We start from the raw sequence: 24,439 nt of genomic DNA on the forward strand, positions 1-24,439 counted from the left end.
AGGATCGAAAGATCCGCCGTTACTCTGTACACGGTACTGCGAATCTCAGTCAGTTCATCACCAGTTTCGCAGCTTGTGATGAGTTTTAGAAAACTTGTACAGAGAAACGAAAAATGACTACATTAACTTTCCAAAACACTACTCTTTCGGTTATCAACCAACACAACCAAACTTACTTTACAGCAAATGATCTAGGCTTGGCATTAGGCTATGTAGATGCAATCCGTTCAGTAAAACAAATCTACGACCGCAACGCAGACGAATTTACCCCAGAAATGACCGCACTTGTGGAAATGCAAACCGCAGGCGGACTACAAAAAGTGCGTATCTTCTCATTGCGTGGCGCACACCTGATTGCAATGTTTGCTCGCACCAAAATCGCCAAAGCGTTTAGAAAATGGGTGCTCGATGTTTTAGATGAAGAAGTCAAAAAATCTACCGCACTTTTACCAAGCACGATTACACCAGAGCAACAACAAGCGATTCAATCTGCCGTGCAACAAGCGCATCACAGAACAGGCTTACACTGGCAAGAAATCTACCGCCAACTAAAAGCCATGTTCCACATTGCCAAATACGACCAACTGCCACAAGACCAATACGGCAATGCAATGGCGTTCATTATGAACTTACAGCCGATTGTCTTACCATCAGTCGAAAAGAAATTCACCCGTGAATTTACAGAACATGACCTACAACAGCTCGTTTGGGCGTGGTTCGCTTTATTGCGTGGCACGGAACTTTGCCAAGTACTTCACCCAGCATTAAAACAAATTGGCTCGCACTATGCTGCTTCCGTTTATGGCGTGGCTTACGAATATCGCAGTACTCTCCGTCAGGCCCATAACGTATTAACACGCATTACAGAGCAATTTGAATGCGAGCAAGGAAATAACTGGCGCGTATTAAAATATCTTCGAGCCTATAATCCCAAAGCAACAGGATTTCAGCTAGACATTCTCTAAAACACCACAAAATCCGACCGCACTTTTCCTCAAGAAATCCGTGTGGCGGATTGCTACACCCTAAATTCACTAAATTGACTAAAAAGGAAACAAAAATGCAAAAATTTACTGACGCATTCGCCGAAACTATTCCATTTCTTTGTAAAACAGCTATCGCCTTTGCCCTCGCTTTTTTAATTGGCGGTATCGCCTACTGTTTTGCCGATGAACCTACCGACTGGCAAGACAACACACTAGGCCAACAAATCCAAGCTGAAACACAGTGTGAATTGAAAGGTGGCATATATGAAAATGGCGTATGTTTACAACCAAATCTCACACTCGCAGCAGAAAAAGAACTGCAGGCTTACACCGCACAAAAACAAGCAGAAATTAACCGCACTTTAGGAGTAAAACAATGAAACGCACAACGCTATCTCCTTGGCAATGCGATAACCACTATGATTACTACGCACAATTTGAAACCGAAAGCATAGAGCAAGACGAACCAGAAGAAGATTGGCGTGAACCTGAAGATGCTGATTGTGAATATTGGCAATCCAATTGTTATGGGAGAGGTTAAAAATGGAAGAAACACCACGTGAACGCCTAGAAAGCAAGGCTGAATTGCTAAATGCTATTCGAAATTGGTTATGGCAAGAACGAATTACGCCAGAAGAATTACAAGCTGAAATTGAATATATCCAGCACAACCCACTACCATTCTAAGGAGCTACAATGAAACTTTACGAAATCACTGAACAACTCGAAAACATCAAAGAATTGCTCGAAAATCCTGAATTTGCAGATAATGCGGATATTGCCAAAGCATTAGATGCAGTGCAGCAAGATTTTGACAAAAAAGCGGAGAATGTCGTCTATATCATTAAAAATACAGAGGGTGACATTGAAGTGATTGACGCTGAAATCAAACGCTTGCAGGCAATGAAAAAGCAACGCCAAAACGGTATTGATCAGATTAAAAACTACCTCAAACACAATATGGAAGCAACAGGCACGGCAAAAATTAACTGTCCTTTGTTTACTATTTCCTACCGCGAAAGCAAGCAAAGTGCGGTGCAATTAGACGAAGATTTATTTCTCGCCAACAACTACGATGAAACCCTTGTTAATGTGAAAATCACAGCGAATAAAACCGAAATTAAAGCACGATTAAAAGCAGGGGAAGAAATTCCTGGTGCGAAATTGGTTGATAGTCAAATTCTGACAATTAGATAAGGAAAGAGAAATGGATCTACAAAGTGCAAATTTAAGCGAGCTTATGCCTGAACTTATTCAGGCAATTAGTCAGCTTGGGAATCTAAGCAAAGATAAACAAGGTTATGGTTATAAATACGCAGAACTAAGCAAAGTGCTTGATACCTGCCGCCCAATCCTTGCGGAGCATAATTTAGTAATCACGCAACTTGTTACTGTCCTAAATGACGAGCCAACACTTGTAACGACACTATTTCACAAAAGTGGGCAGTTTTTACGAAGTTGTTATCCATTGGTTAAGGCTGGAGTTAAGCAAGCTAACGATGCTCAGCAAGTTGGTGCAGCAATTACTTATGCACGTCGTTACGCCTTAACCGCGATGTTATTTATGGCGCAAGAAGATGATGATGCGGCAAGCGTGGGAAAGCGTGAGCAGTCATCGCCCCCAAAGTCCGAACGGCCAAACAACTCCAACAAATCGACCCCGCAGGCTACGAGCTCTACTCAAGCTAACGTAACTAGCAAATCGGTTATAGAGCAACTTAAAGATAGGCTGAAAGGAAAAACCAAAAAGGAATGCGGTGAAATTTACGATAAGTCTATCGTTTGGTTAGAGGAAAAACACCCCGATCTCGTTGATGAATACAACCTAATGTATAACGACTATTTACTTAATTTAATGTAAGGAAAAACTATGGCACGTAATACCAACACCGTGATATTAGTTGGTCATTTAGGCAGTGACCCAGAAATCCGCCAATTCCAAAATGGCGGGCAAATTGCCACATTTAATCTTGCTATCGGTGATGATTACCGAGATAAACAAGGCAATACGGTTAAACGCACGCATTGGATACCCATTGTGGTGCACGGAAATTCTGCCGATGTGGCAAGACAATATCTGCAAAAAGGCTCAAAAATCTGCGTAACAGGAAAGCTAGTACAGGAAAGCTGGCAAGACCAAAACGGCAATAACCGCACCGCACTTAAAGTAGCGACACAATCGTTTGAAATGCTAGACAGCAAGGCAAGCGGTGAAACACAACAACCAACCAAAGACAAAGAAAAACTCGACCCATTAAGCGCAGCAGCTGAACAAGATGGGTTTAATGATGATATTCCGTTTTGAGTGAGGAAAGTATGAAAACATTTCCTTTATCAGAGAAACAAACAAAATACTTCACTGATCTTGCTAAAAACAGTAAATCAGGTTTTATTGGCGTTTCTTGGTACGAGCCTGAACGGAAATGGAAGGCGACAATTACCAGTAATGCTCAGTTATTTACGTTGGGATTATTTGATGACCCAGTTAAAGCAGCAGTGGTTAGAGATAATAAAGCTGTTGAATTATGGGGTGCCAATGCCGTAACAAATGATGGACTAGGACTTTTTAAAAAAGAGGAGCGGCACTTTTGGGTGCCCGATGAAGAGAATCTACAAAAGCGAATTAATAATTGCTTGCCTCTGCATCTTCGATATTTTGGCAGAAAGTTTTTTGGCCTAGTTACTTTCGCCAGAGAAAAGGGTATCACTTTTCAAGAGGCTATCAAACATCAATCGGAGTTAAATAGTTTATCTAAAAAAGATAGAGCCAAAATCATTACTATACTAGAACGCGAAAAGCTTATTTATATTGATAAACAAAATAACAATAGTGTAGATAAAAATAACATCTACTCTATCAGTTACCAACCAAAGAAACTCATTAAGGAGCAAAAAATGAGCGTTAAAAAGGACACATCAATGACATTAGAAAAATCAAATTCATTAGAGCATAAATCCCCTGAAGAGCTTGCTGAAATGGCCCAAGAGTTACTTAAACTTTCAGAAGCAAAAAAACAAGAAATTGCGAATGGAGATGTACTTAAAAAACAAATTAGACCATTAATTCTTGCATGTTTCCAGGCCAAAGGCAAAGTTGAACGCTCTCTAAATGAACTCCTCGATGTGACAACTGAATTAGATAACTCTCTAAACGCCCTTCGTGATGCGATTAAATAATTTAATTACGAAGATGATGCTTAAAATCTGCCGCTATTAATTAGCGGCTTTTTTATATCTCTAAAAATCATTATGAGCAAAGACGCCAAAATACTAATGCAACAAATCGAACAGTTAAAGCAAGAAATTGATTTGCTGAAAAAAAAATGAGCGGTTGCATAGCCAAGCTGATTTTTGGTTTAGAGCAGCAAATGAAGGTAAGCCAACTACTTATATCCCAGAAGAAAGAAATTTATAAAGGAAAACCATGACACAACCAAATGAAATTAACATCAAAATACCCTTACATAAATTCCAAACATTAATGCACCGTTATGTTCGAGACTCCCTACACGATAACGGAACGCCTGTTTTAATCTGCATCCACGATGTTAAAGAGTATTGGGCAGTATTAGATAGCCATACAAGAGAAAGAATTAAGAGCGAAGTGAAATTTTTTATCAAAGAATATCACCACCTACGCAATGATAAATTCTTTACGGAAAGTTTATCGGCCTGGAGTGAATTATCTGACTGGATAAATGAAAACCGTAGCAGCACATCAACAACTGGCACAACAGCAAAACCGCTTGTGCCTGTGTTGCCTGTGATTAATCCAAAACAAGTAAGAAAATAATCGCACTTTTGCTGTTTTGTTATTTATTTTGACAATTCCGCAAATATTTATTTGTAAAAATAAAGTTGCAACACTATAATGAGCACAATTACACGTGGTTGGTGAAAGCAATCATTGTTCTTTAACTAAAATCGTAGATTTTAATTAGGCTTACTAAACTTTAGTGGGCTTTTTTAGTCTAAAAAGCATAGGAGGTAACAATGAAAAGTTTAAATTTAAATGAAGGTTGGAATGGCTAAAATTATCAAACAGCTTAAGGCAGTAAAAAGAAAAGAGGGGTTAACGTTATCACTATCGTTAATCTCTTTTTTTATTGGCGTATTTTTGCTTTTCAAAGAATACTATAAACCGATTGATCTTAGTGGATTAACCCTGCAAGATTGGACTTCAGTCACACAAAGTGCGGTCATTTTTATTTCCGCTATCATTGCCGTTTGCACAATAACATCAACCCGTAAAACATCAAAAGAAAGAGCTACACTTGATGTTGTTTTAGGTGATTATCAAGATAAAGATCTTGTTGAAGCCAGTAATATGATTTTCACCTTAGTTAGAGAGGATAGAAATCAGTTGTTTACCGTTTTCCAAAATGAAGATGGAAAAAAGGCGAATGAACGCAGCTCGCTTCTACTGGTATTAAATCGTTACGAGTTTTACGCTTCAGCAATGAATCACGGAATTTTAGATGAACAGTTATTTAAACGCTTACATTGCTCAAATTTTATAAAGTTATGGGATGCTGTATCACCAACAGTAATGAGTATTCGAGATAAAGAACGCAAAGATACGCTATTTAAAGATTTAGAAATTCTTGTTTTACGCTGGAAATCAAATCCATTAAGCGTTGATGATTTATAAAAATTAAAGAGTAAATAGTTTTCAAATCCCACTTCACAACGTGGGATTTTTTATTGACACCGCACCAAACTTCGGATTAAGATAACCGCACTAACAATACAAGTCGGTTATCAAACGCTCCGATTCAAAAGCGGTTTTTTTGTACCTAAAATCTAGGTAAAGATCACTTATGATCGGGTCGAGAGAACCTAATAAAATACCTTAGGGGAATAAGTTCCGCCATCTTGTATTGGTAGTTGAAGCCCGATCGCCAACTAAGCGATCAATACTAACTAAAATACAAGGTACAAAAAAATGACAACTCAAATTCAAACAATCCAGTTCAACCGCCAATCTCTAGTTACATTCGAACAAAACGGCACACATTACACCGCAATGAAACCAATCTGCGAAAATATCGGTTTATGTTGGGATGGACAAAGACAACGCATTCAAAGAGATGAAGTGCTTTCAGAGGGAGCGGTTATCATAACCGTACCTTCAAATGGTGGAGATCAACAAATGATCTGCCTACCCATCGAATATATCAATGGCTGGCTTTTCGGTATCGACATTAAACGCTGCAAACCTGAAATTCGCGAAACTCTGATAATGTACAAAAAAGAATGTTATCAAGCCTTGTACAATTATTGGAATAAGCCACAACAACTTGCACTGCCAGAACCTGAAAAGAAATTCACCTTTGAATTTACCGAATATGAATTACAACAGCTTGCTTGGTTGTGGTTCTCTTTCAAACGTGGCATCGGCACTTTCCAACACATTGAAAGAGCTTTTAACGTTTTAGGCTCGAACATGAGCGGGCAAATCTACGGACAGGCTTACGAATATTTAAGCGTGTTACGCTCAACAAACCAAATCTTAAACCGCATCACAAGCGATTTTAACATCGACCAAATGACAAACTGGCGTGTATTAAAACACTTGCGAGGCTTTAATCCAAAAGCAGTCAAAATCGACTTCTAAAACACCACAAAATCCGACCGCACTTTTTTAAGCCTGCGGCGGATTCTCACACCTAAAATCCGACAAAAGGAACAGAAAATGAACAAATTAATCATTACGCTTGTGTGTGCATTTGTGGTGTATATGGCGAACACCCTAAATCTTAATCAAGACTGTGATGGCAAAATCTGTCACACCGAACAGACACAACAATATTAACAAACCACCGCTCTTATGGGCGGTTTTTTATTGGAGGAAATATGGAACCAATTAAACTTTCGCAGAAAGCCGAAGAAGAAATTGTTAATGCAGCAAAAATGGCAGCGTTATCCAATTTAACCGAGAAAAGCCAAAATTTAATTACGCTCGAGGATATTGCAATATATTTTGGGCGACACTATCAAACCGTTGCCAAGATTATTTCAAAACTGCCTAATTTCCCAAAACCCGTTACGGTCGATCAGAAAAATTCTCGCCCACGCTATATTGCAGGCGAAGTTGTTCGTTGGGGGCGTATTAATGCTAAACGTATTAGCTAATCAAGTAATTCCGCCACTTCCGCCATATCAGGGGCATAATAGACATTTTGTAAAATCGAAATATCTTTATGCCCAGATATTTTGGCTAATGTCATCACATCTACTTTTTTAGATAGTCTAGTCAATGCCTCGCGCCGTGTGTCGTGAAAATGCAGATATTCTCGCTCGGCAAGTTTTTTGAGTTTTCGGAATGTTGCATCAAGCACATTTGACTTAACATCAAAACACAATCCCTCATCCCCTATCTCACTTTTTAACCTTTCTAAAATAGCGATTGCATTTTTAGTCAATGGCACGGTTCTTGATGTGCCGTTTTTTGTCATTGGCAAAAATGCAGTACGTTTCTCAAAATTTACATTATCCCAACTAAGGCTACAAATCTCCCCTGCTCTCATTGCGGTTTCAACGGCAAACAACATTGCCGCAGCTGTTCTCGCTTTTGCAGTTTTGAGCGTATCAACATATCCACTGATAGCAACAATGACATTAATATCTTCTTCCGTTACTCGCTGAGTTCGAGGTTTCCCTTTCTCGGGTAATTGTATGCCGACCATTGGGCTTTTTTGTATATACCCCCATCGCTCAAGAGCAATTTTGAATATGTGGCCTATCGTAGATAATTCGCGGCGCACACTTTCACTTTTTACCGATTCCAATCGCTCCGCAATCCAATCCTCAATATCCCTCCGACTAACATCAGATATATATTTATCCGTAACTGGATGGCGCAAAAAGCGATTCAGCCGATTAAATTCGTGCTTTTCACCACGCTTTGTTGGCGTAATTTCGCTAAGATACCGCTTAATGACATCAGAAAATAATGTATCAGGTTGCAGTCCTTGCGACTGCAATTCCATTTTCTTTTCCTCTTCCGCGCCCCACAATGTAGCCTCGGCTTTTGTTGCGCAGGTTTTGGATTTACGCACACCGTTTTTATAGATTTCTACCCGCCATTTATCACCACGCTTGCGAATTGTTGACATTTTTTGCTCCTATTTTTTGCTAGGGTACGTCAAAATTTCATATTGCATTGGCGTAATTTTGGCGTAATCGATGCATAAAAATATATAAAAATACTTAAAAAATGGCAATATTTGAGGTTTGAATTAATGAGGAATTTATAGCGGATGTGAACGTAAAGTATTGATTTTACTGGCTGAAATGCATAAAAGAAAAACCCCTGACCAATGGTCAAGGGTTTGTATGTGGTGCCTAGGGTCGGACTCGAACCGACACGTTTATTCAACGGCGGATTTTGAATCCGCTGCGTCTACCAATTTCGCCACCCAGGCTTAATGGTGTTGAATTATACGTATATATAAATGTGTGACAAGTAAAATTTTTTAGAAATAATTCATTTGTTTTAAAAATGAGCAAGGATTTTCTGGTTTTTTAAAAATATCGCCAAACAAATGCAATAACTAAAATACATAACATGATTAGAATCTGAATCAGCCGTTTTTTTGTTAATTTTTCTGCTGCCATAATGCTTTACTCTTCTTAAAATGACTATTTAGTGGTATAATTATTGAGCTAGATCAATTTTACACTAATTTTTCGAAATATTTGAGGCTTACATGAAAAATTTCGTTGCAGAAACCAAGGCAGGACGCCGGGTTCAATCGGGAGGTTGCGCTATTCATTGCCAGGATTGCAGTATTAGCCAACTTTGTATTCCTTTTACGCTGAACGAACATGAATTAGATCAGCTTGATAATATTATCGAACGAAAGAAACCTATCCAAAAATCACAAGTTCTTTTTAAAGCTGGTGATTCCCTCAATTCAATTTATGCAATTCGCTCTGGTACGATCAAAAGCTACACTATTAGCGAATCTGGCGAAGAACAAATCACTTCATTCCATTTACCTGGTGATTTAGTTGGCTTTGATGCCATTACTCAAATGCAACACCCTAGTTTTGCGCAAGCTTTAGAGACCGCAATGGTATGCGAAATTCCTTATGATATTTTGGATGATTTAGCAGGTAAAATGCCAAAATTGCGCCAACAAATTCTGCGCTTAATGAGTAATGAAATTAAAAGTGATCAAGAAATGATTTTGTTACTGTCTAAAATGAATGCTGAAGAGCGTTTGGCTGCTTTTATTCATAATCTTTCTAAACGATACTCTGCTCGTGGTTTTTCAGCTAAAGAATTCCGTTTAACGATGACGCGTGGTGATATTGGTAACTATCTAGGTTTAACAGTTGAAACTATCAGTCGATTATTGGGACGCTTTCAAAAACTAGGCATTCTTACAGTGCAAGGAAAATATATTACAATTAATGATCTCAATGCTTTAATTGAATTAACAGGCACGAATAAAACCAAAATAACATTAGTTGAATAATTTTTAAGGCGTGAATTTCACGCCTTTTTTGTATTCATTAAAAATAAATTTTGCACTAGATCACCTTTTTGAAAATCGCACCTTGCCATTCAAAAGATTCTTTCTTATTCTATGGTGAGTTTTGGAGGTTGTTATGAAATTTAAAAATATCCTGGTTGTTCTCAATCCTGAAAATGAAAAACAATATGCCCTTGCGCGCGCCGTGCGTTTGGTGAAAGAACAAAAAAATGAAACTAAGGTAAAAATCACCGCACTTTTATCTGTATATGACTTATCTTATGAAATGTCGGCTTTACTTTCTTCTGAAGAACGTTCAGAAATGCATCAACAAGTAATCGAAAAACATCGCCATGCGGTTCAATATTACTTAGATAAATATGCAGATCCGGAAATTGAATTGCAATCTCACATTGTTTGGAATAGCAACGAAGCTGAGGCGATTAAAGAAGAAGTCGAAGGCAACAATTATGATCTTGTGGTGAAATATACTAAAGATGAAGAAAGTTTTACCTCACTTATTTTCACACCAGTGGATTGGCAGCTTCTTCGTAAATGCCCTGTTCCTGTTTTGATGGTTCGCGATGGTGATTGGAAACATCAACGTCGTATTCTTGTGGCAGTAAATGTTTCTGGTGAGCAAGACTATCAAGATGAATTTAATCAAGAATTAGTGGAAACAGGCATGTCACTCGCTGAAAATCTAAATCGTGGTAATGTTCACTTAGTTGCAGCCTACCCTTCTGCTCCAATCAATATGGCGATTGATTTACCAGAATTTAATACTTCAGGCTATGAAAACGGTATTCGTGGCCAACATCTTATTAATATGAAAGCATTGCGTCAGAAATTTGGTATTAATGAAGACCATACTCATGTGCATGAAGGTTTCCCAGAAGAAGTGATTCCTGAAGTTGCAAAAGAAATTGAAGCAGAGTTAGTAATTTTAGGTACAGTCGGCCGTACAGGTTTATCTGCTGCATTATTGGGAAATACTGCGGAACATGTGATTAGTAAATTAAGTTGTAATTTATTAGGCATTAAGCCATCTAAAAAAGACGATTAATAACAGCCATCTACATTTAGACATTCCCTAAGTACTAAGTATTTAGGGAATTTTTTTATGCGTTATACAAATGTTTTGTGATCTTGATCATAAATTTGAAATTTTCTCTAAACCATCATTTAAATGATAGTTATTTTCATTTAATATTCACGTTCATTTTATAAATGCTCACCTCTATTTTTTATTAAGGAAAGGTATGAAAAAAACATTAATTGCAAGTTTATTGGTTTTAGCTGGTGTAGCGCAAGCTCATGAAGTTTGGGTTCAAGCGCCTGCAAAATTGGCATCTGGTTCTGTATTAAAAGCAGAATTAGCTTATGGGGACTACCCTTACGTAGAAAAAATTCCTGAAGCACGTTTGAAAATTTTTGCACCAATGGAAATTATTCATCAAGATGGTGAAAAACAAACCTTAGTTCAAAAAGGTGAAAACTATCAATATCAATCAGAGAAAGCATTGTCTAATGGTTCTTATTGGGTGACTGCGACTTACAAACCAACTTTTTGGTCATAAAATGCCGAAGGTTGGAAAATGGATAATTTGAAAGGATTAGAAAATCCAACTTATTGCGAACAAACTCAAATGTTTGGTAAAAGCCTTGTTACAGTTGGTAAAAAGCCATTAAATGCAGAAATGGCAATGACAAGAGTAGGTTTACCGCTTGAAATTGTTCCTTTGCGTGATCCAAGTAAAGCGAAATCAGGTGAACCGTTCCCTGTTCAAATTTTCTACCAAGATCAGCCATTAGTAGGCGAAACTGTAATTGCAACAGCAGATACTATTGTTGTGAAAGATCTTGAAGCAAGTACAAGCCATCGTGAACCACAAGGTTTTTCAGGTAAAACAGATAGTCAAGGACGTGTGAATATCATTCCATTAATTGATGGTATTTGGAAAATTAAAGTCATTCACAAAACACCATTTGCAGATCAACAAATTTGTCAGCAATCCGCAAGCTATAGCACATTAATTTTACCTGTTGGTAAAGGATTAGCTAAATTACCACCAAAACCAGAACACCATCATCATTAATTTTGAAAGTGCGGTGAAATTTCACCGCACTTTTTGCTTTTATCTTCCATTCTCTTTCTTCAAATTTCTTCATAAACTCCTATATTTTTTTGTACTAGTGTAGTAGTATAAAGATATCGTAAATAAAAAGGAGAGAATGATGTCTAAAATTGCCCTTATTACTGGTGCTACCGCAGGATTTGGTAGTGCAATCTGTAGAACGCTTATTCAAGCTGGATATTTTGTAATTGGTACTGGCCGTCGTACCGAACGATTAACTTCACTACAAGCTGAATTGGGTAAAAAATTTCTTCCTCTTGCTTTCGATATATCTGATCGACTAGCCACTCAAGAAGCAATTAAATCTTTACCTACACAATGGAAAAATATTGATTTACTGGTTAATAACGCAGGATTAGCTCTTGGCTTAGAATCTGCCGATAAAGCGAATCTTGATGATTGGGAACAAATGATTGATACCAATATTAAAGGATTGGTGAATATTACTCGATTCGTTTTGCCTCAAATGGTCGAAAGAAATACGGGCCATATTATTAATTTAAGTTCAATTGCAGGCACCTATCCTTATCCAGGCGGTAACGTATATGGCGGTACAAAGGCTTTTGTAACACAGTTTAGTTTAAATTTACGTGCAGATTTGGCGGGTAAAAATATCCGTGTTACTAGCGTAGAACCTGGGCTTTGTGGCGGAACAGAATTTTCTAATGTGCGTTTTAAAGGTGATGATGCACGAGTAGAAAAACTCTATGAAAATGTGCAATACGTTACGCCACAAGATATTGCGAATATGGTTTTATGGCTCAATCAGCAACCAGAACACGTTAATATTAATCGTATTGAAGTGATGCCAACTGCACAAACTTTTGCACCATTAAATGTGGCAAGAAATTCAAATTAAAATAATAAGGAAACACAATGTCAGAAACTCTTTTAAATCCCTATTTTGGCGAGTTTGGTGGTATGTATGTACCAGAAATACTCGTGCCAGTGCTTAAACAGCTTGAAAAAGCCTTTGTCGCAGCGAAAGACGATCCTGAATTCCAACGTGAATTTCAAGATTTACTCAAAAATTATGCGGGAAGACCGACCGCACTTACTCTTTGTCGCAACCTAACAAAAGGTACTAAAGCGAAAATCTATCTTAAACGTGAAGATTTATTACACGGTGGCGCTCATAAAACCAATCAAGTTTTAGGACAAATTTTATTAGCTAAACGTATGGGCAAAACGCGTATTATTGCCGAAACCGGTGCGGGTCAGCATGGTGTCGCGACTGCCCTTGCTTGTGCCATGTTAGATATGCCATGCCGTATTTATATGGGCGCAAAAGATGTTGAGCGTCAATCGCCGAATGTATTTCGTATGCGTTTAATGGGCGCGGAAGTGGTTCCTGTACAAAAAGGCTCTTGCTCTTTAAAAGACGCTTGTTGTGAAGCTATGCGTGATTGGTCAGCAAACTATGAAACAACCCATTATTTACTTGGAACGGCGGCAGGCCCTCACCCCTTCCCGACGATTGTGAGAGAATTTCAAAAAATGATTGGAATTGAGACTAAATGTCAAATTCTCGAACGAGAAGGTCGTTTACCTGATGCGGTAATTGCTGCGGTTGGCGGTGGCTCTAACGCAATTGGCATGTTTACTGATTTTATTGATGAAGCAAATGTACGTTTAATTGGCGTTGAACCAGCGGGGAAAGGCATTGAAAGCGGTGAACATGGCGCACCATTAGGTCATGCAAAAGTTGGCATTTATTTCGGGATGAAATCCCCTTTAATGCAAACGGAAGATGGTCAAGTAGAAGAATCCTATTCTGTTTCAGCTGGATTAGACTTCCCTTCTGTTGGGCCTCAACATGCTTATTTACAAAGTATTGGACGAGCAGAATATCCAAGTATTACCGATGATGAAGCATTGAATGCTTTCCAAGAGTTAGCTAAACATGAAGGCATTATTCCTGCATTAGAAAGCTCACACGCACTTGCTCAAGCCCTGAAAATGATTCATCAAGAACCTAACAAAGAACAAATTTTAGTCGTGAATCTATCTGGCCGTGGCGATAAAGATATTTTCACCGTAGATAAAATTTTGACAGAAAAAGGAATGAAATAATGAGCCGTTTTGAAACTCAATTTGCTGCGCTTAAAGCAAAAGATGAAGGGGCATTTGTTCCTTTCGTCACCTTATGTGACCCTACTTTTGACCGCTCTTTTAACATTATTTGCACGCTTGTGGATAACGGTGCAGATGCTTTAGAGCTTGGTTTTCCTTTTTCCGATCCACTGCTCGATGGTCCAGTTATTCAAGCCGCGAATAATCGTGCTTTAACTGCGGGCCATAGTACTGAAGATAGCTTTAAGTTATTAGAAAAAGTGCGGTCAAAATATCCAGAGATTCCGATTAGCTTATTACTTTGTGCCAATTTAATTTTTGCCAAAGGTTTAGATACTTTTTATCAACGCTGTGCAGAAGTCGGTGTTGATGCTGTGCTTGTAGCAGATATTCCGTTACTGGCAAAAGAAGATTATGTACAAGCAGCTAAAAAACACGGCATTCAACCGGTATTTATTTGCCCACCAAATGCGGACGAAAAAACGATCCAAGGTGTAGCACAAAATAGCGAGGGCTATACTTATTTAGTTTCTCGTGCTGGCGTAACCAGTGCTGAAAATCAAGCCCATGCAGCGAATTTAGATACCCTTGTAGAACAACTTAAGGCTCATAATGCTCCACCAATTTTACAAGGCTTTGGCATTGCTCAACCAGAGCAAGTTAAAGAAGCGTTGTCTTTGGGCGCAGCGGGTGCAATTTCAGGTTCTGCAACGGTGAAAATCATTGAGCGGAATTTAGATAATCACGAGCAATGTTTAGCTGAATTAGCTGAATTTGTTCAAGCAATGAAAGCGGCAACAAAATAAGAAAAAAGAACCCGCACTTGTGGCGGGTTTCTTTTATCTATCGAGAAAATTAAAAATTTAATACTTTGTCGGCTTCTATCGTCCAGTCTGCCAACTCTGATAATGTGCCTATTTCCACGCCCTCCACCAACGGTAATTCAGTGATACCACGAGCATTTGTACAGGTTTTACAAAGTTTAATTGTCGCTCCTTGTGCCGTTAAAATTTCCAACATTTGTTGTAAATGATACCCTTCTGCTGGATTTTGTTTTGCTAAACCACCAGTTACCGCATCAGACATTAAAAATACTTTTAAATTAACCGCACTTTTATGCTGCTCTTGCAACTGTAACGCTAAACGTAATGCACTAAAAAAATGCTCGTCACCATAAGGGGATGAATGGATAATAAATAGAATATTTTGCATACTATTCTCCTTGATTTCCTTGGTATTAATAACCTTGCTGATAAATTCCTTCCAATAATTTCACTGAAAGTAAGGCGAGATTAAAGCGTTGTTCATCTGCCACAGACCAGAATTCTACGCCATTTTCTACCGCACTTATTTGACTTAAATGAAGTTTTACTGATTCTTCGCCATTTTCTTGTTCTCCATTAAGTACAGGTGTAATTAAGGTTTCTTCTAAAGCGATAAGCTCACTATTTTGAGGTTGATAGTCGAAATCATAGTCTGAAAGTGCGGTGACTTTTTGTGCCAATCCATAAAATACAGGCACTTGGATTGCATGGAATGTAGCACGCTCTAATTGCGGAAAAATTCGTTGTAATTGATTAGATAAACTAGGTGCTTGATGCGGATAGACATCAAACGCTAAGCGAGTTTCTTCTTCATCCAATGGAATACCATTTAATAAACGGGCTGTTTGTCCCGCAAGTTTAGTCACGGTTTCCGCATCCGTATAAGAAGCTGGCAATAAAGAGGTAACAAATACTTGATTGAGATTAGTCTCTTGTAAAATCGGGGCAAGGGTTAAAGCAAGTTGGCTTACTTGTGGATCAGGCAAGCTAACAATGTTACGTTGTCTCAGTTCGAATAGTTGTGATTCATTTACCGTTGGAACAACAACGGGCACATCAGAAAGCGCACTGCAAACGCCTAACATATCAATGACAATACAGCCCTGCTCCGCTGCTTGCGCAATATGGGAAACTTGCTCAAGTTTTCCTGCAAAAAAGACATAATTAAAATCAGCCCACTCAACTTCATTTGGCGAAAGTTGTTCAACGCCTTTATTGCGAAAACGAATATTTTGTTCTTCTTCAAAAGGTATCATTTCAACAATAGAAACTTTACTAATTTCAAGCGCACTGTGTTCTAAACGCTCTACAATTTTTTCACTTAATTCAAATTCTGCTGCTATCGCAATATTTAAGGTTGCGTCCATTTTTCTCTCCGCTGTAAAATAATCAGCATTATTTTACACCAAAACCAGGAACGAAATAATGACACCCGCAATTGATTTACTTAAAAAACAAAAAATTCCTTTTATCTTGCATACTTATGATCATGCTCCAAACAATCAACATTTTGGTGATGAAGCCGCAGAAAAACTAGGCGTTGATCCTAACCGCTCTTTTAAAACGTTACTTGTAGCGGAAAATGGCGATCAGAAAAAACTTGCTTGTTTTGTACTTGCAACGGCCAATATGCTAAATTTAAAGAAAGCAGCAAAATCTATCGGTGTTAAAAAAGTAGAAATGGCGGATAAAGATGCTGCGCAAAAAAGCACAGGTTATCTTGTAGGGGGAATTAGCCCGCTCGGTCAAAAGAAACGCGTGAAAACGGTGATAAATTCAACCGCACTTGAGTTTGAAACGATTTATGTTTCAGGCGGAAAACGTGGGTTAAGTGTAGAAATTGCGCCACAAGATTTAGCAAATGTATTAGGTGCAGAATTTACTGATATTGTTGATGAATAAGTGATGGACTTATAAATTTAAAGGCGGGTTTATTCCGCCTTTTTGACTATTTCAACTCTTCCAATAATTTACCCAATCCACTCTGGCGCCTCACTGTTTGGCGAATTGCTGTTTTCCATATTTTTTCATCGGCAAATACAGTGAGTTCTTTTTTTGCACGAGTCACGCCCGTGAAAACTAATTCTCGCGACAATACTGGATTCACTTCTGTTGGAAGCACCATGACGGTATGTTCAAATTCGGAACCTTGAGATTTATGAATTGTCATCATAAAAGCGGGCTCATGTGCTGGAATTCGGCTTGTCAGCACTTCTCGGTTGCCAAACCATACTTTGCCATTTGCCAAACACAGTCCAATATCACCGTTATAAAGGCGAACATTATGATCGTTTTCAGTAATCATAATTGGCTTGCCGATATACCAATCTTGTTCATTACGGAACCAAAGCAATTTTTCCTCTCGCAACGCTAACGCGATTTCTTTATTAAGATTTTCAACACCTAAATTGTTGTTACGAAGTGCAGTTAAAAATCTCACAGAATTAAATTGCGCTTGAATAGCCTCGGCATAGGAAATGCCTTGTTCATTTTTAGCGTTAGGATCAATTTTTTGTTTACGTAAATCGCCCAACATTTTTAAGAAAGTGCGGTAATTTTCCACCGCACTTTTTACTACTTGATTAACCGCATCGCTTTCATCATTTAAGGCATTAAAGTGCAATTCTTGCGGATAATGTTCAAATAACCCAAGGCTATCGTCTGCTTTGCCTTTTTGAATGAATTCAGCCAACTTGCCAATACCTGAATCTCTATCAAAACGGCGGCTTTCTGTTAGATGGCATAAACAATCACGTATTAGATTTGAACAATCAGCACCTTCGATTTTGTAGCCTGTTGTCGCTTGCAAATATGCGGCCTGTTCATTGCTATAAGGTTGATTAACAAATTGTGCTAATTCCCCCAATACCGCCCCTGCCTCAACAGAGGCTAATTGCGCTTGATCGCCTAATAAAATTAATCGAGTTTCAGGTTTTAACGCATTGATAAGTTTTGCCATCATTGGCAAATCAATCATTGATGTTTCATCGACAACTAACACATCTAACTGCAAAGGATTATGACTGTTATAGCGTGTGTAATCATTAAAGGCATTCACACCCAGTAAACTATGCAAAGTGCTGGCTTTTTGTGGAATCGCATTGAAAAGTGAATCGGATAAATTCATTTTTTCTTGCATAAAACCTAACGCATTTTTAATCGACTCTTCTAAACGAGATGCAGCCTTGCCAGTCGGCGCAACCAATTTGATGTGTAATTTACAATCAAATAATTCTTGTAGAACGAGCAATAAACGCGTAACTGTCGTTGTTTTTCCTGTTCCTGGGCCGCCTGTAATAATTGAAAATGGGCTTTTAATCGCTGTTGCTACTGCCACTTTTTGCCAATCTGTTTTTTCCTGTTTTTCAGGGAAATATTTATCTAATTTTTGATGAATTTCATCATAAGAAAAGGCTAAAGTGCGGTGTTTTTTTAAGGTGTTTTTTATATATTGTGCAATGCGATATTCATCTTGCCAAGCGCGATAGAAATACAACGCGCCAAATTGAAATGCCATTGGCGCAATTTGATTGACGGGATCTTGCGTAAATGCCATATGCCCGCACAACGCATTTTGCCAATCTTCCACAGCTAAATAACCAATCTTTTCACGAATTTCAGCTAAATAATCTTCTTCCGTTGTACGATAAGCCAAGCCAAATAAATTATGTTCTAAATAGCGATCTAATTGGCTGCAAGTATTTCCCTGCGTATAACGCCAACTACAAAGTGCGGCTAATAATATAGCTAAATTTTTGACTGGTTCTGCATAATCCGTATGACATTGTTTATCAGCTATCAACTTAGCAAAATAATAATCACCTTGAGAAAGAATGCCCTGCTCTTTAAGTTTTTGTAATACGGATAACATTAAAACACCCCGTCTAATTCTGTAATTAATTCAACGCTTGGACGATCATAAAATATGCCAGATTGTGGCTCTCCATTCATTCCTCGTAAGAAAAGATAAAATACCCCGCCGAAATCTCGCGCATAATCGTAATGAGGCACAACGCTTTGCAAATAACGATGTAATGCCAGCGTATAAATTAAATATTGCCAATCATAGTGACTGTGTAACATTTCTTTTTTTAATGCCTCTTGATTGTAATCAGCAAGAGTTGAACCTAAGAAATTAGATTTATAATCAACAAGATAATATTTCCCATTATGGCGGAAAACTAAGTCAATTGAACCTCTCACCATGCCCTGAATTTGTTCAAATTGAAGTGGCTCGCTTGGCAAATGATGATGGGCTTTCAACGCGCGATTAAACGCTTCAACATCAAAATGTTCTCGAATAGCCAGATAAAATGGCATTTCTTTAATGCAATCTTTATTTGCCAAATCAGCTAATGCTATTCCTATTTCATTAGAAAGTGGCGTATGTGAAATCTGTTGTAGCCAATTTTGTAGCGGCTCTGTAAAAGTTTCATCTAACTGTAAGGATTGTCTTAATTTGTCAATTTCTTCTGTATTTGCTAAATCAGAAAAATAGTAATTTTCAAAATGGCGATGCAATGCTGTCCCGACTTGTTTACCTCGTGGCAAATCTAAAATTCTTGATTCGCTTTCGTTTAAAAATGCGGTGGACTTTTCAATCGAATTTTGGCTGTCATAATCTTTTGCGTCATCAAAAACAGCGTGTTTTTTCCCCGTACTTTCAGCGAAATAATTTTGTCGGCGATGACCTTGTTCAATTGAAGTAAAACTGGTTATTCGCCAATCTTGCTCAATATTGCCCGTAAATTCTGCGGTTTTAAGCTCATCATTTTTTGTATTGATAGATAAAGCCGGAAAAGCCTCTAGATTTTGCGTAGTACAGATTTCCACATTATCTCGCATTTTTTCTTTGAAAGCTTGCAACAACGTCTCGGTATCTTTAGGCGCTGATAACGCTATTTCCTTGCCTATTTCACCTTGGCTTAGTACATAATGTAAGGCATTCCATTTTTTATCAAATTGCGCAGGCAAAGCGAATGCCATTTGATATTTGGCGCGCGTTAAAGCCACATAGAGTAAACGCAACTCTTCCGCAAAAGTTTCTTCACAAAGAGCGTTTAAATTGCGATTTTCTATATCCCATAAGGTTTCATCTCGTTCTTTAGAATAATAAACATTCATGTCACCAGCCGTTGGAATTTTGCTTGGTACAGCTAAAAATGGTAGCCAAACTAAATCGTATTCTAAGCCTTTGGATTTATGGATACTCACGATTTTTACCAACTGCCGTTCACTTTCTAAACGAATTTGAGCCTCTTGACGACCTTCGCCTTGAATTTGTTTTTCAAACCAACTGAGCAATGCCGCTTCACTTTCATGTAACGTGGCAGCTTGTTGTAAAATTTCTGCCAAATGTAGGAAATCCGTTAAATCTCGCTCTCCCGTTGCTTGGTTTAATAAGCGTTCTGAAATGCCTTGTTCCAATAAAATTTGGTGTAGCATGGCCAAGATTCCTTGGCGTTGCCAAGTTTGTTGGTATTGAGCAAAGCTATCTGCCCAACGTTGCCAGTCTGCCTCATTTTGCTGAATTTGATGAATATCCGCTGCATTTAAGCCAAAAAGTGCGGTCGCAATCGCATTCAAAATTGGACGTTCTGCAACATTTAAGCAAGCTTTTAAAATTCTGAGTAATTCCACTGCCACATGGCTATCAAAAACACTACTTTGATCTGAAAGATAAACGGAGGCAATACCAAGTTTTTGTAGCTCTTGAATAACATCAGTAGCTTCGTAACGATTTTTTACAAGAACAGCAATATTTGCCGGTTGCAATGTTTTACAAGTATCTTCATTTTGAAAAACTGCCTGATTTTCTGCCGCACTTTTTAGCCAATGTTGAATAGAAATAGCACATATTTTTGCCATTTCAGTTTTATTCACTTTGTCACTTTCAGTTAGATAAAAACGATAAGCTGGTTCAGCTTTACCATTTAAATAAAATCGCAGATGATCATTACGAGAATCAACAGCAGTAAAGTTAATATTTTGATAAATAAATGGCGATTGAGGAAAATCAAACAACGCATTTACGCCATCAACCAAATGCTTCTCTGAACGATAATTTTTAGTGAGTTCAAAACGAGATTGGGCTTCATCCGATGCTTTTAGATAAGTAAAAATATCTGCGCCACGGAAACGATAAATCGCCTGCTTCGGATCACCAATCATAATAAAACCAGTATTTTTTTCGGGATTATCACGATAAATTTTTGAAAAAATAGCGTACTGTTGTGAATCTGTATCCTGAAATTCATCAATCATCGCAAAAGGATATTGGAAACGAATCATTTCCGCTAATTCATCCCCTTGCGCACCTTGCAAGGATTCACAAAGCAAACGCAATAAATCATCAAAGGATTTTTCTTGGTGATTAAGTTTATAGTCTAAAAGTTTTTGTTGTAAGCCTTGTCGATAATGATAAAGAATGATTCTGCGAAGTAAATCTGGAGATATCAAAGCATTTGCATGTTCTTCTAATTCAGTAAAAATCGGGGCAATAAAGGGAGATGCGCCCTCCTCACCTTTTTCACCTAAAGCTGATTGAGTGAAATACGACATCAAGGTTTCATTTAGTAAATAATCACGCGGATTATTTGCCCATGCGTTTACTTGCTCAATCCATTTCGCCAAACGTGATGTATTATAGCTTCGACGGCTTAAGGATTTAGGCTCGCCTTTTTCATAATCTTTATTCAATTCCTCTATAATTAATTCAGATATTTTACCCGCACTTTCTAACCAAAAGCGTTTTAGTGCCTTGATATCTTTAAAATACTCACCAAGATATTGGTGTAAAAATTCTGTGATAGAAATAGATAATGCCTGCTGGTTCTCCAAATCAACAATTAAATTTTTGCCTAAATTCGATTCTAATAGGGATAATACGTAATCTGGTGAACCTAGTTCATTCGCAATAAAGTCAGCCATTTCAAAAGGCAATGGATAAAAATGCTCTCGCCAAAATTCATTAGCAAAACGAACTAATAAATCAGATTGATCTTTAATTAATTCTAAATTGAAGTGAATGCTAGAATGGAAAGCATATTGCATCAACATACGGCGACAAAAACCGTGAATGGTATAAATCGCCGCCAAATCCATATTTTGTTCAGCTAACTTTAAGCGATGAATTGCCTCAAAAATGTTCAAATTATCACAAAGTGCGGTAAGAAATTCATCATTTTTAAATGCGGATTTATCTTGGGTTTCTGCAAAGGCAGTGAGTTTATCAATAGCATCTGTTATACGCTCACGAATTTTTTTCTTAAGTTCTTCTGTTGCCATTTCTGTAAATGTTACCACCAGAATTTCTTCCACATTTAACGGACGAGAAAAATTATTCTCCCCTGCCTTTAATAAAAGTCGGAGATATAAAGAACCAATAGTGTAGGTTTTCCCTGTACCAGCGGATGCTTCGATTAAGCTAATTTGATTTAAAGGCAACGTGATAGGATTTAGTGGGATTGTTTCGGCCATAGATTTTAACAGATGAGAACTAATGACATTATTTTACAAAATTTGAAGTTAAAAATGCAAAAAAGGACGCTTTTCAGCGTCCTAATTCTTCTTTATCTAAACTTTAAAAAATTAAAGTGCAGATTTTGCTTTTTCAACTAATGCAGCGAACGCTACTTTATCGAATACAGCGATATCAGCAAGAATCTTACGGTCGATTTCAACAGATGCTTTTTTCAAGCCGTTGATAAATTTGCTGTAAGATAAACCATTTTGACGCGCTGCAGCGTTGATACGTGCAATCCATAATTGACGGAATTGACGTTTACGTTGACGACGGTCACGATATGCGTATTGACCAGCTTTGATCACCGCTTGGAAAGCAACGCGATACACGCGTGAACGTGCACCATAATAACCTTTAGCAGCCTTAAGAACTTTCTTATGGCGTGCTCTTGCAATAACACCACGTTTTACACGAGCCATTATTTAATCTCCTATGTAATATTTTTAACTAATTTAACTAATCGTACGTTTTGCTTAAATAACGGCTTATGCGTATGGTAAGCAAGCTACTACTAAAACTTGGTCTGCTTTCGCAACCATTGATTTATGACGTAAATGACGTTTACGTTTAGTTGTTTTTTTAGTCAAAATATGACGTAAGTGAGATTGTTTACGCTTGAAACCACCAGAAGCAGTTTTTTTGAAGCGCTTCGCTGCGCCGCGTACTGTTTTGATTTTAGGCATTGTTAAAATAACTCCGCATTTTTCGTTTAAAACAACATAATCAGGCGAACTTAAAAAGTTACTTGGAAGCACTGATCATTTCCATCATAAGGCAAATTAAATTGCCTTTTCAAAAGCAGTTAGGCTGCGTAGTGTGCCCAACGTGCAGTTGTCTTTTCATTTAAGTCAAACTTAAACAAAAAGATTTGCTGAGAAATCTCAGCAAAATTCTTATTTTTTCTTCGGTGCTAACACCATTACAGCCTGACGGCCCTCTAATTTACCCGGTGCAGATTCAACGACAGAAATTTCAGCTAAATCATTTTTTACGCGCTCTAACACATCAAAACCGATGTCTTGGTGAGCCATTTCACGACCGCGGAAACGCACGGTAATTTTTGCTTTGTCACCGTCTTCTAAGAAACGGATTAAGCTACGTAATTTAACTTGATAGTCACCTTCGTCTGTGCCCGGGCGGAATTTAATTTCCTTCACTTGCACAACTTTTTGTTTTTTCTTTTGTTCTTTAGCGGTTTTACTTTTTTCGTAAAGGAATTTACCGTAGTTCATAATGCGACAAACCGGCGGCTCTGCATTTGGGCTAATTTCAACAAGATCAAGCTCTGCTTGCTCTGCCATTTCTAGGGCTTGTTGAATAGAAACAATCCCTGCTTGTTCACCATCTTGGTCAATTAAACGAACTTCTTTTACACGAATCTCTTCATTGATACGGTTTGGGCGATTTACTGCCGGCGCTTTTTTTACGGTTTTAATAATCGTATTCCTTCTATTGGTTAATAGTAAAAATCTTTTCGCTAAAAATAAAAGATTTCAAATTTGTTGCCCGCAAGGAACGAGCAAAATCCCGCGAATTCTATAGTATTCACACCACTTATGCAACAAAATTTAGCCTTTAAGCGAAATTTCTATGCTTAAACTTTCGCCAAATTCAAGCAAGTGATGAATACGTGCAGTTTCTAAGCACAACATCGTTTGATAGCCAGTTTCACTCATTCCACTCGTCTTTTTATGCCAAGGATTCCAAAGGACAAATTGGCTTGAATTATGATGATGCAGTGCGATCGTACGATTGAAACTTTTATCTACGATCTGATTCTGCATTTTTTCTGCAGAATAAATGCAATCAACATTTTCAGAAATGTGACGCGGTGACGGAACATTTTCTTGTTGTTGGTTTAAGCTATTAAAACAAGTTTCAGGTAAACCTTGTACTTCCACTTGATTAATATCCCCAATATTGAAATAGGTATGCAATGCTGCTTGTGCAGGTTCTTCGCCATAATGTGTGAAAGTTAAATGACATTTGTCTGTGAACACCATTACAATTTTAGCTTCGATAATATTTAAATCAGAAAACAACTCAAATTCTAACCGCACTTTATGCGCTGAAATATCGTAATGACTCAACTGCCATAAGCGAATACGAGCTGTGCCATGTGCAGGTTGTTTTACACCACCAAACCAAGGATAACAAATCGGTACACCACCACGAATAGCATTGCCATTTTCGAATGGTTCTACTTCACTTAACCATAATACATCTTGCATCGTATTTTGCGGTTTCCAACTGATAAGCTGTGCCCCTTGTAAGGAAATTTTTGCCGTTCCAACCGCATGTTTTAAATGAAGAACTGGGATGTCGTTATGTTGAACAAGATGAAGCTCTGGTGTCAGTGTTTTTAGTAATGTTGTTTTCATGTTTATTCCTGTAGTTTTAAAAGATAAAT

At 37.9% G+C, this 24,439-nt stretch carries 27 protein-coding genes, 1 tRNA gene and 1 pseudogene; 19 read left to right on the top strand and 10 right to left on the bottom strand.

The features are described from left to right. Positions 1 to 113 precede the first annotated feature (113 nt). The 12 genes from AC6H0J_RS06750 to AC6H0J_RS06805 all read left to right on the top strand — a co-directional run bounded on the left by AC6H0J_RS06750 (position 114) and on the right by AC6H0J_RS06805 (position 7,121). Entirely contained in the window at positions 114 to 965 is an 852-nt protein-coding gene (locus tag AC6H0J_RS06750) for a P22AR C-terminal domain-containing protein (protein ID WP_497513300.1), read from the top strand. Between the two features lie 95 nt (positions 966 to 1,060). Next, complete coding sequence (locus tag AC6H0J_RS06755; protein WP_497513302.1) at positions 1,061 to 1,366, top strand: hypothetical protein; 306 nt, start codon at positions 1,061 to 1,063, stop codon at positions 1,364 to 1,366. Beyond that, positions 1,363 to 1,527 (top strand): hypothetical protein, encoded by a 165-nt coding sequence (locus AC6H0J_RS06760; RefSeq protein ID WP_497513304.1) that lies wholly within the window; start codon positions 1,363 to 1,365, stop codon positions 1,525 to 1,527. The genes AC6H0J_RS06755 and AC6H0J_RS06760 overlap by 4 nt, the downstream gene beginning before the upstream one ends. A gap of 2 nt (positions 1,528 to 1,529) precedes the next feature. After that, positions 1,530 to 1,673 (top strand): hypothetical protein, encoded by a 144-nt coding sequence (locus AC6H0J_RS06765; protein WP_154685869.1) that lies wholly within the window; start codon positions 1,530 to 1,532, stop codon positions 1,671 to 1,673. 9 nt (positions 1,674 to 1,682) lie between these two features. Further along, complete coding sequence (locus tag AC6H0J_RS06770; protein WP_497513306.1) at positions 1,683 to 2,183, top strand: siphovirus Gp157 family protein; 501 nt, start codon at positions 1,683 to 1,685, stop codon at positions 2,181 to 2,183. Positions 2,184 to 2,193: 10 nt separating this feature from the next. Next, positions 2,194 to 2,847, top strand: coding sequence for an ERF family protein (locus AC6H0J_RS06775; protein ID WP_497513308.1), 654 nt, complete (start codon positions 2,194 to 2,196; stop codon positions 2,845 to 2,847). Positions 2,848 to 2,856: 9 nt separating this feature from the next. Then, positions 2,857 to 3,291, top strand: coding sequence for a single-stranded DNA-binding protein (locus tag AC6H0J_RS06780; protein ID WP_497513310.1), 435 nt, complete (start codon positions 2,857 to 2,859; stop codon positions 3,289 to 3,291). Between the two features lie 11 nt (positions 3,292 to 3,302). After that, entirely contained in the window at positions 3,303 to 4,163 is an 861-nt protein-coding gene (locus tag AC6H0J_RS06785; protein ID WP_497513312.1) for an AP2/ERF family transcription factor, read from the top strand. Between the two features lie 247 nt (positions 4,164 to 4,410). Further along, positions 4,411 to 4,779, top strand: a complete 369-nt coding sequence (locus AC6H0J_RS06790; RefSeq protein ID WP_497513314.1) for a hypothetical protein — start codon at positions 4,411 to 4,413, stop codon at positions 4,777 to 4,779. Between the two features lie 231 nt (positions 4,780 to 5,010). Further along, on the top strand, positions 5,011 to 5,637 hold the full coding sequence (locus AC6H0J_RS06795; RefSeq protein WP_497513316.1) for a DUF4760 domain-containing protein: 627 nt from the start codon (positions 5,011 to 5,013) through the stop codon (positions 5,635 to 5,637). Positions 5,638 to 5,931: 294 nt separating this feature from the next. Then, entirely contained in the window at positions 5,932 to 6,603 is a 672-nt protein-coding gene (locus tag AC6H0J_RS06800; RefSeq protein WP_497513318.1) for a phage antirepressor N-terminal domain-containing protein, read from the top strand. Positions 6,604 to 6,842: 239 nt separating this feature from the next. Continuing rightward, entirely contained in the window at positions 6,843 to 7,121 is a 279-nt protein-coding gene (locus AC6H0J_RS06805) for a hypothetical protein (protein WP_050847640.1), read from the top strand. On the opposite strand, the gene AC6H0J_RS06810 is transcribed toward AC6H0J_RS06805, so the two are convergent. Both AC6H0J_RS06810 and AC6H0J_RS06815 read right to left on the bottom strand, forming a co-directional pair. Further along, positions 7,118 to 8,104 carry a tyrosine-type recombinase/integrase gene (locus AC6H0J_RS06810; RefSeq protein ID WP_497513320.1) on the bottom strand — a complete coding sequence of 329 codons (987 nt, stop codon included), beginning with the start codon at positions 8,102 to 8,104 and terminating at the stop codon, positions 7,118 to 7,120. The two genes, AC6H0J_RS06805 and AC6H0J_RS06810, sit on opposite strands and share 4 nt — an antisense overlap. Before the next feature lie 223 nt (positions 8,105 to 8,327). Then, positions 8,328 to 8,413, bottom strand: a tRNA-Leu gene (locus AC6H0J_RS06815). A gap of 285 nt (positions 8,414 to 8,698) precedes the next feature. Here AC6H0J_RS06815 and fnr point away from each other — a divergent pair. The 6 genes and pseudogenes from fnr (at position 8,699) to trpA (ending at position 14,486) form a co-directional block, all read left to right on the top strand. Further along, positions 8,699 to 9,472 carry a fumarate/nitrate reduction transcriptional regulator Fnr gene (gene fnr / locus AC6H0J_RS06820; protein ID WP_497513322.1) on the top strand — a complete coding sequence of 258 codons (774 nt, stop codon included), beginning with the start codon at positions 8,699 to 8,701 and terminating at the stop codon, positions 9,470 to 9,472. A 133-nt stretch (positions 9,473 to 9,605) separates the two neighbouring features. Then, positions 9,606 to 10,535, top strand: a complete 930-nt coding sequence (gene uspE / locus AC6H0J_RS06825) for a universal stress protein UspE (RefSeq protein ID WP_497513324.1) — start codon at positions 9,606 to 9,608, stop codon at positions 10,533 to 10,535. A 196-nt stretch (positions 10,536 to 10,731) separates the two neighbouring features. Next, a pseudogene (locus tag AC6H0J_RS06830) lies at positions 10,732 to 11,568 on the top strand (DUF4198 domain-containing protein). Between the two features lie 139 nt (positions 11,569 to 11,707). Next, the gene (locus AC6H0J_RS06835) at positions 11,708 to 12,466 is read left to right on the top strand and encodes an SDR family oxidoreductase (RefSeq protein WP_005625543.1); all 759 of its coding nucleotides are present in this window, start codon (positions 11,708 to 11,710) and stop codon (positions 12,464 to 12,466) included. 17 nt (positions 12,467 to 12,483) lie between these two features. Next, the gene (trpB, locus tag AC6H0J_RS06840; RefSeq protein ID WP_005625541.1) at positions 12,484 to 13,680 is read left to right on the top strand and encodes a tryptophan synthase subunit beta; all 1,197 of its coding nucleotides are present in this window, start codon (positions 12,484 to 12,486) and stop codon (positions 13,678 to 13,680) included. After that, positions 13,680 to 14,486, top strand: coding sequence for a tryptophan synthase subunit alpha (gene trpA, locus AC6H0J_RS06845; protein WP_497513326.1), 807 nt, complete (start codon positions 13,680 to 13,682; stop codon positions 14,484 to 14,486). The genes trpB and trpA overlap by 1 nt, the downstream gene beginning before the upstream one ends. Positions 14,487 to 14,535: 49 nt before the next feature. Here trpA and AC6H0J_RS06850 read toward each other — a convergent pair whose 3' ends face one another. Further along, positions 14,536 to 14,892: a DsrE/DsrF/TusD sulfur relay family protein gene (locus AC6H0J_RS06850; protein ID WP_497513328.1), complete on the bottom strand. Its 357-nt coding sequence runs from the start codon at positions 14,890 to 14,892 to the stop codon at positions 14,536 to 14,538. Positions 14,893 to 14,917: 25 nt separating this feature from the next. Then, positions 14,918 to 15,871, bottom strand: coding sequence for an oxidoreductase (locus AC6H0J_RS06855; protein WP_497513330.1), 954 nt, complete (start codon positions 15,869 to 15,871; stop codon positions 14,918 to 14,920). 58 nt (positions 15,872 to 15,929) lie between these two features. Here AC6H0J_RS06855 and ybaK point away from each other — a divergent pair, with 58 nt between their 5' ends. Continuing rightward, positions 15,930 to 16,406: a Cys-tRNA(Pro) deacylase gene (gene ybaK, locus AC6H0J_RS06860; protein WP_497513332.1), complete on the top strand. Its 477-nt coding sequence runs from the start codon at positions 15,930 to 15,932 to the stop codon at positions 16,404 to 16,406. Positions 16,407 to 16,452: 46 nt separating this feature from the next. Here ybaK and recD read toward each other — a convergent pair whose 3' ends face one another. From recD to AC6H0J_RS06890, 6 genes are all read right to left on the bottom strand, one after another. Continuing rightward, entirely contained in the window at positions 16,453 to 18,375 is a 1,923-nt protein-coding gene (gene recD, locus AC6H0J_RS06865; protein WP_005629528.1) for an exodeoxyribonuclease V subunit alpha, read from the bottom strand. After that, a complete protein-coding gene (recB, locus tag AC6H0J_RS06870; RefSeq protein WP_497513333.1) occupies positions 18,375 to 21,983 on the bottom strand; it encodes an exodeoxyribonuclease V subunit beta in 3,609 nt (1,202 codons plus the stop codon). The genes recD and recB overlap by 1 nt, the downstream gene beginning before the upstream one ends. Positions 21,984 to 22,094: 111 nt before the next feature. Beyond that, entirely contained in the window at positions 22,095 to 22,448 is a 354-nt protein-coding gene (gene rplT, locus AC6H0J_RS06875) for a 50S ribosomal protein L20 (protein ID WP_005596075.1), read from the bottom strand. Positions 22,449 to 22,514: 66 nt separating this feature from the next. Next, positions 22,515 to 22,712: a 50S ribosomal protein L35 gene (gene rpmI / locus AC6H0J_RS06880; RefSeq protein WP_005596065.1), complete on the bottom strand. Its 198-nt coding sequence runs from the start codon at positions 22,710 to 22,712 to the stop codon at positions 22,515 to 22,517. Between the two features lie 210 nt (positions 22,713 to 22,922). After that, on the bottom strand, positions 22,923 to 23,468 hold the full coding sequence (gene infC, locus AC6H0J_RS06885; RefSeq protein WP_425613348.1) for a translation initiation factor IF-3: 546 nt from the start codon (positions 23,466 to 23,468) through the stop codon (positions 22,923 to 22,925). Positions 23,469 to 23,597: 129 nt separating this feature from the next. After that, positions 23,598 to 24,410, bottom strand: a complete 813-nt coding sequence (locus tag AC6H0J_RS06890; RefSeq protein WP_005628698.1) for a D-hexose-6-phosphate mutarotase — start codon at positions 24,408 to 24,410, stop codon at positions 23,598 to 23,600. Positions 24,411 to 24,439: the final 29 nt, after the last annotated feature.

It is taken from the genome of Haemophilus sp. THUN1691, assembly GCF_059704425.1.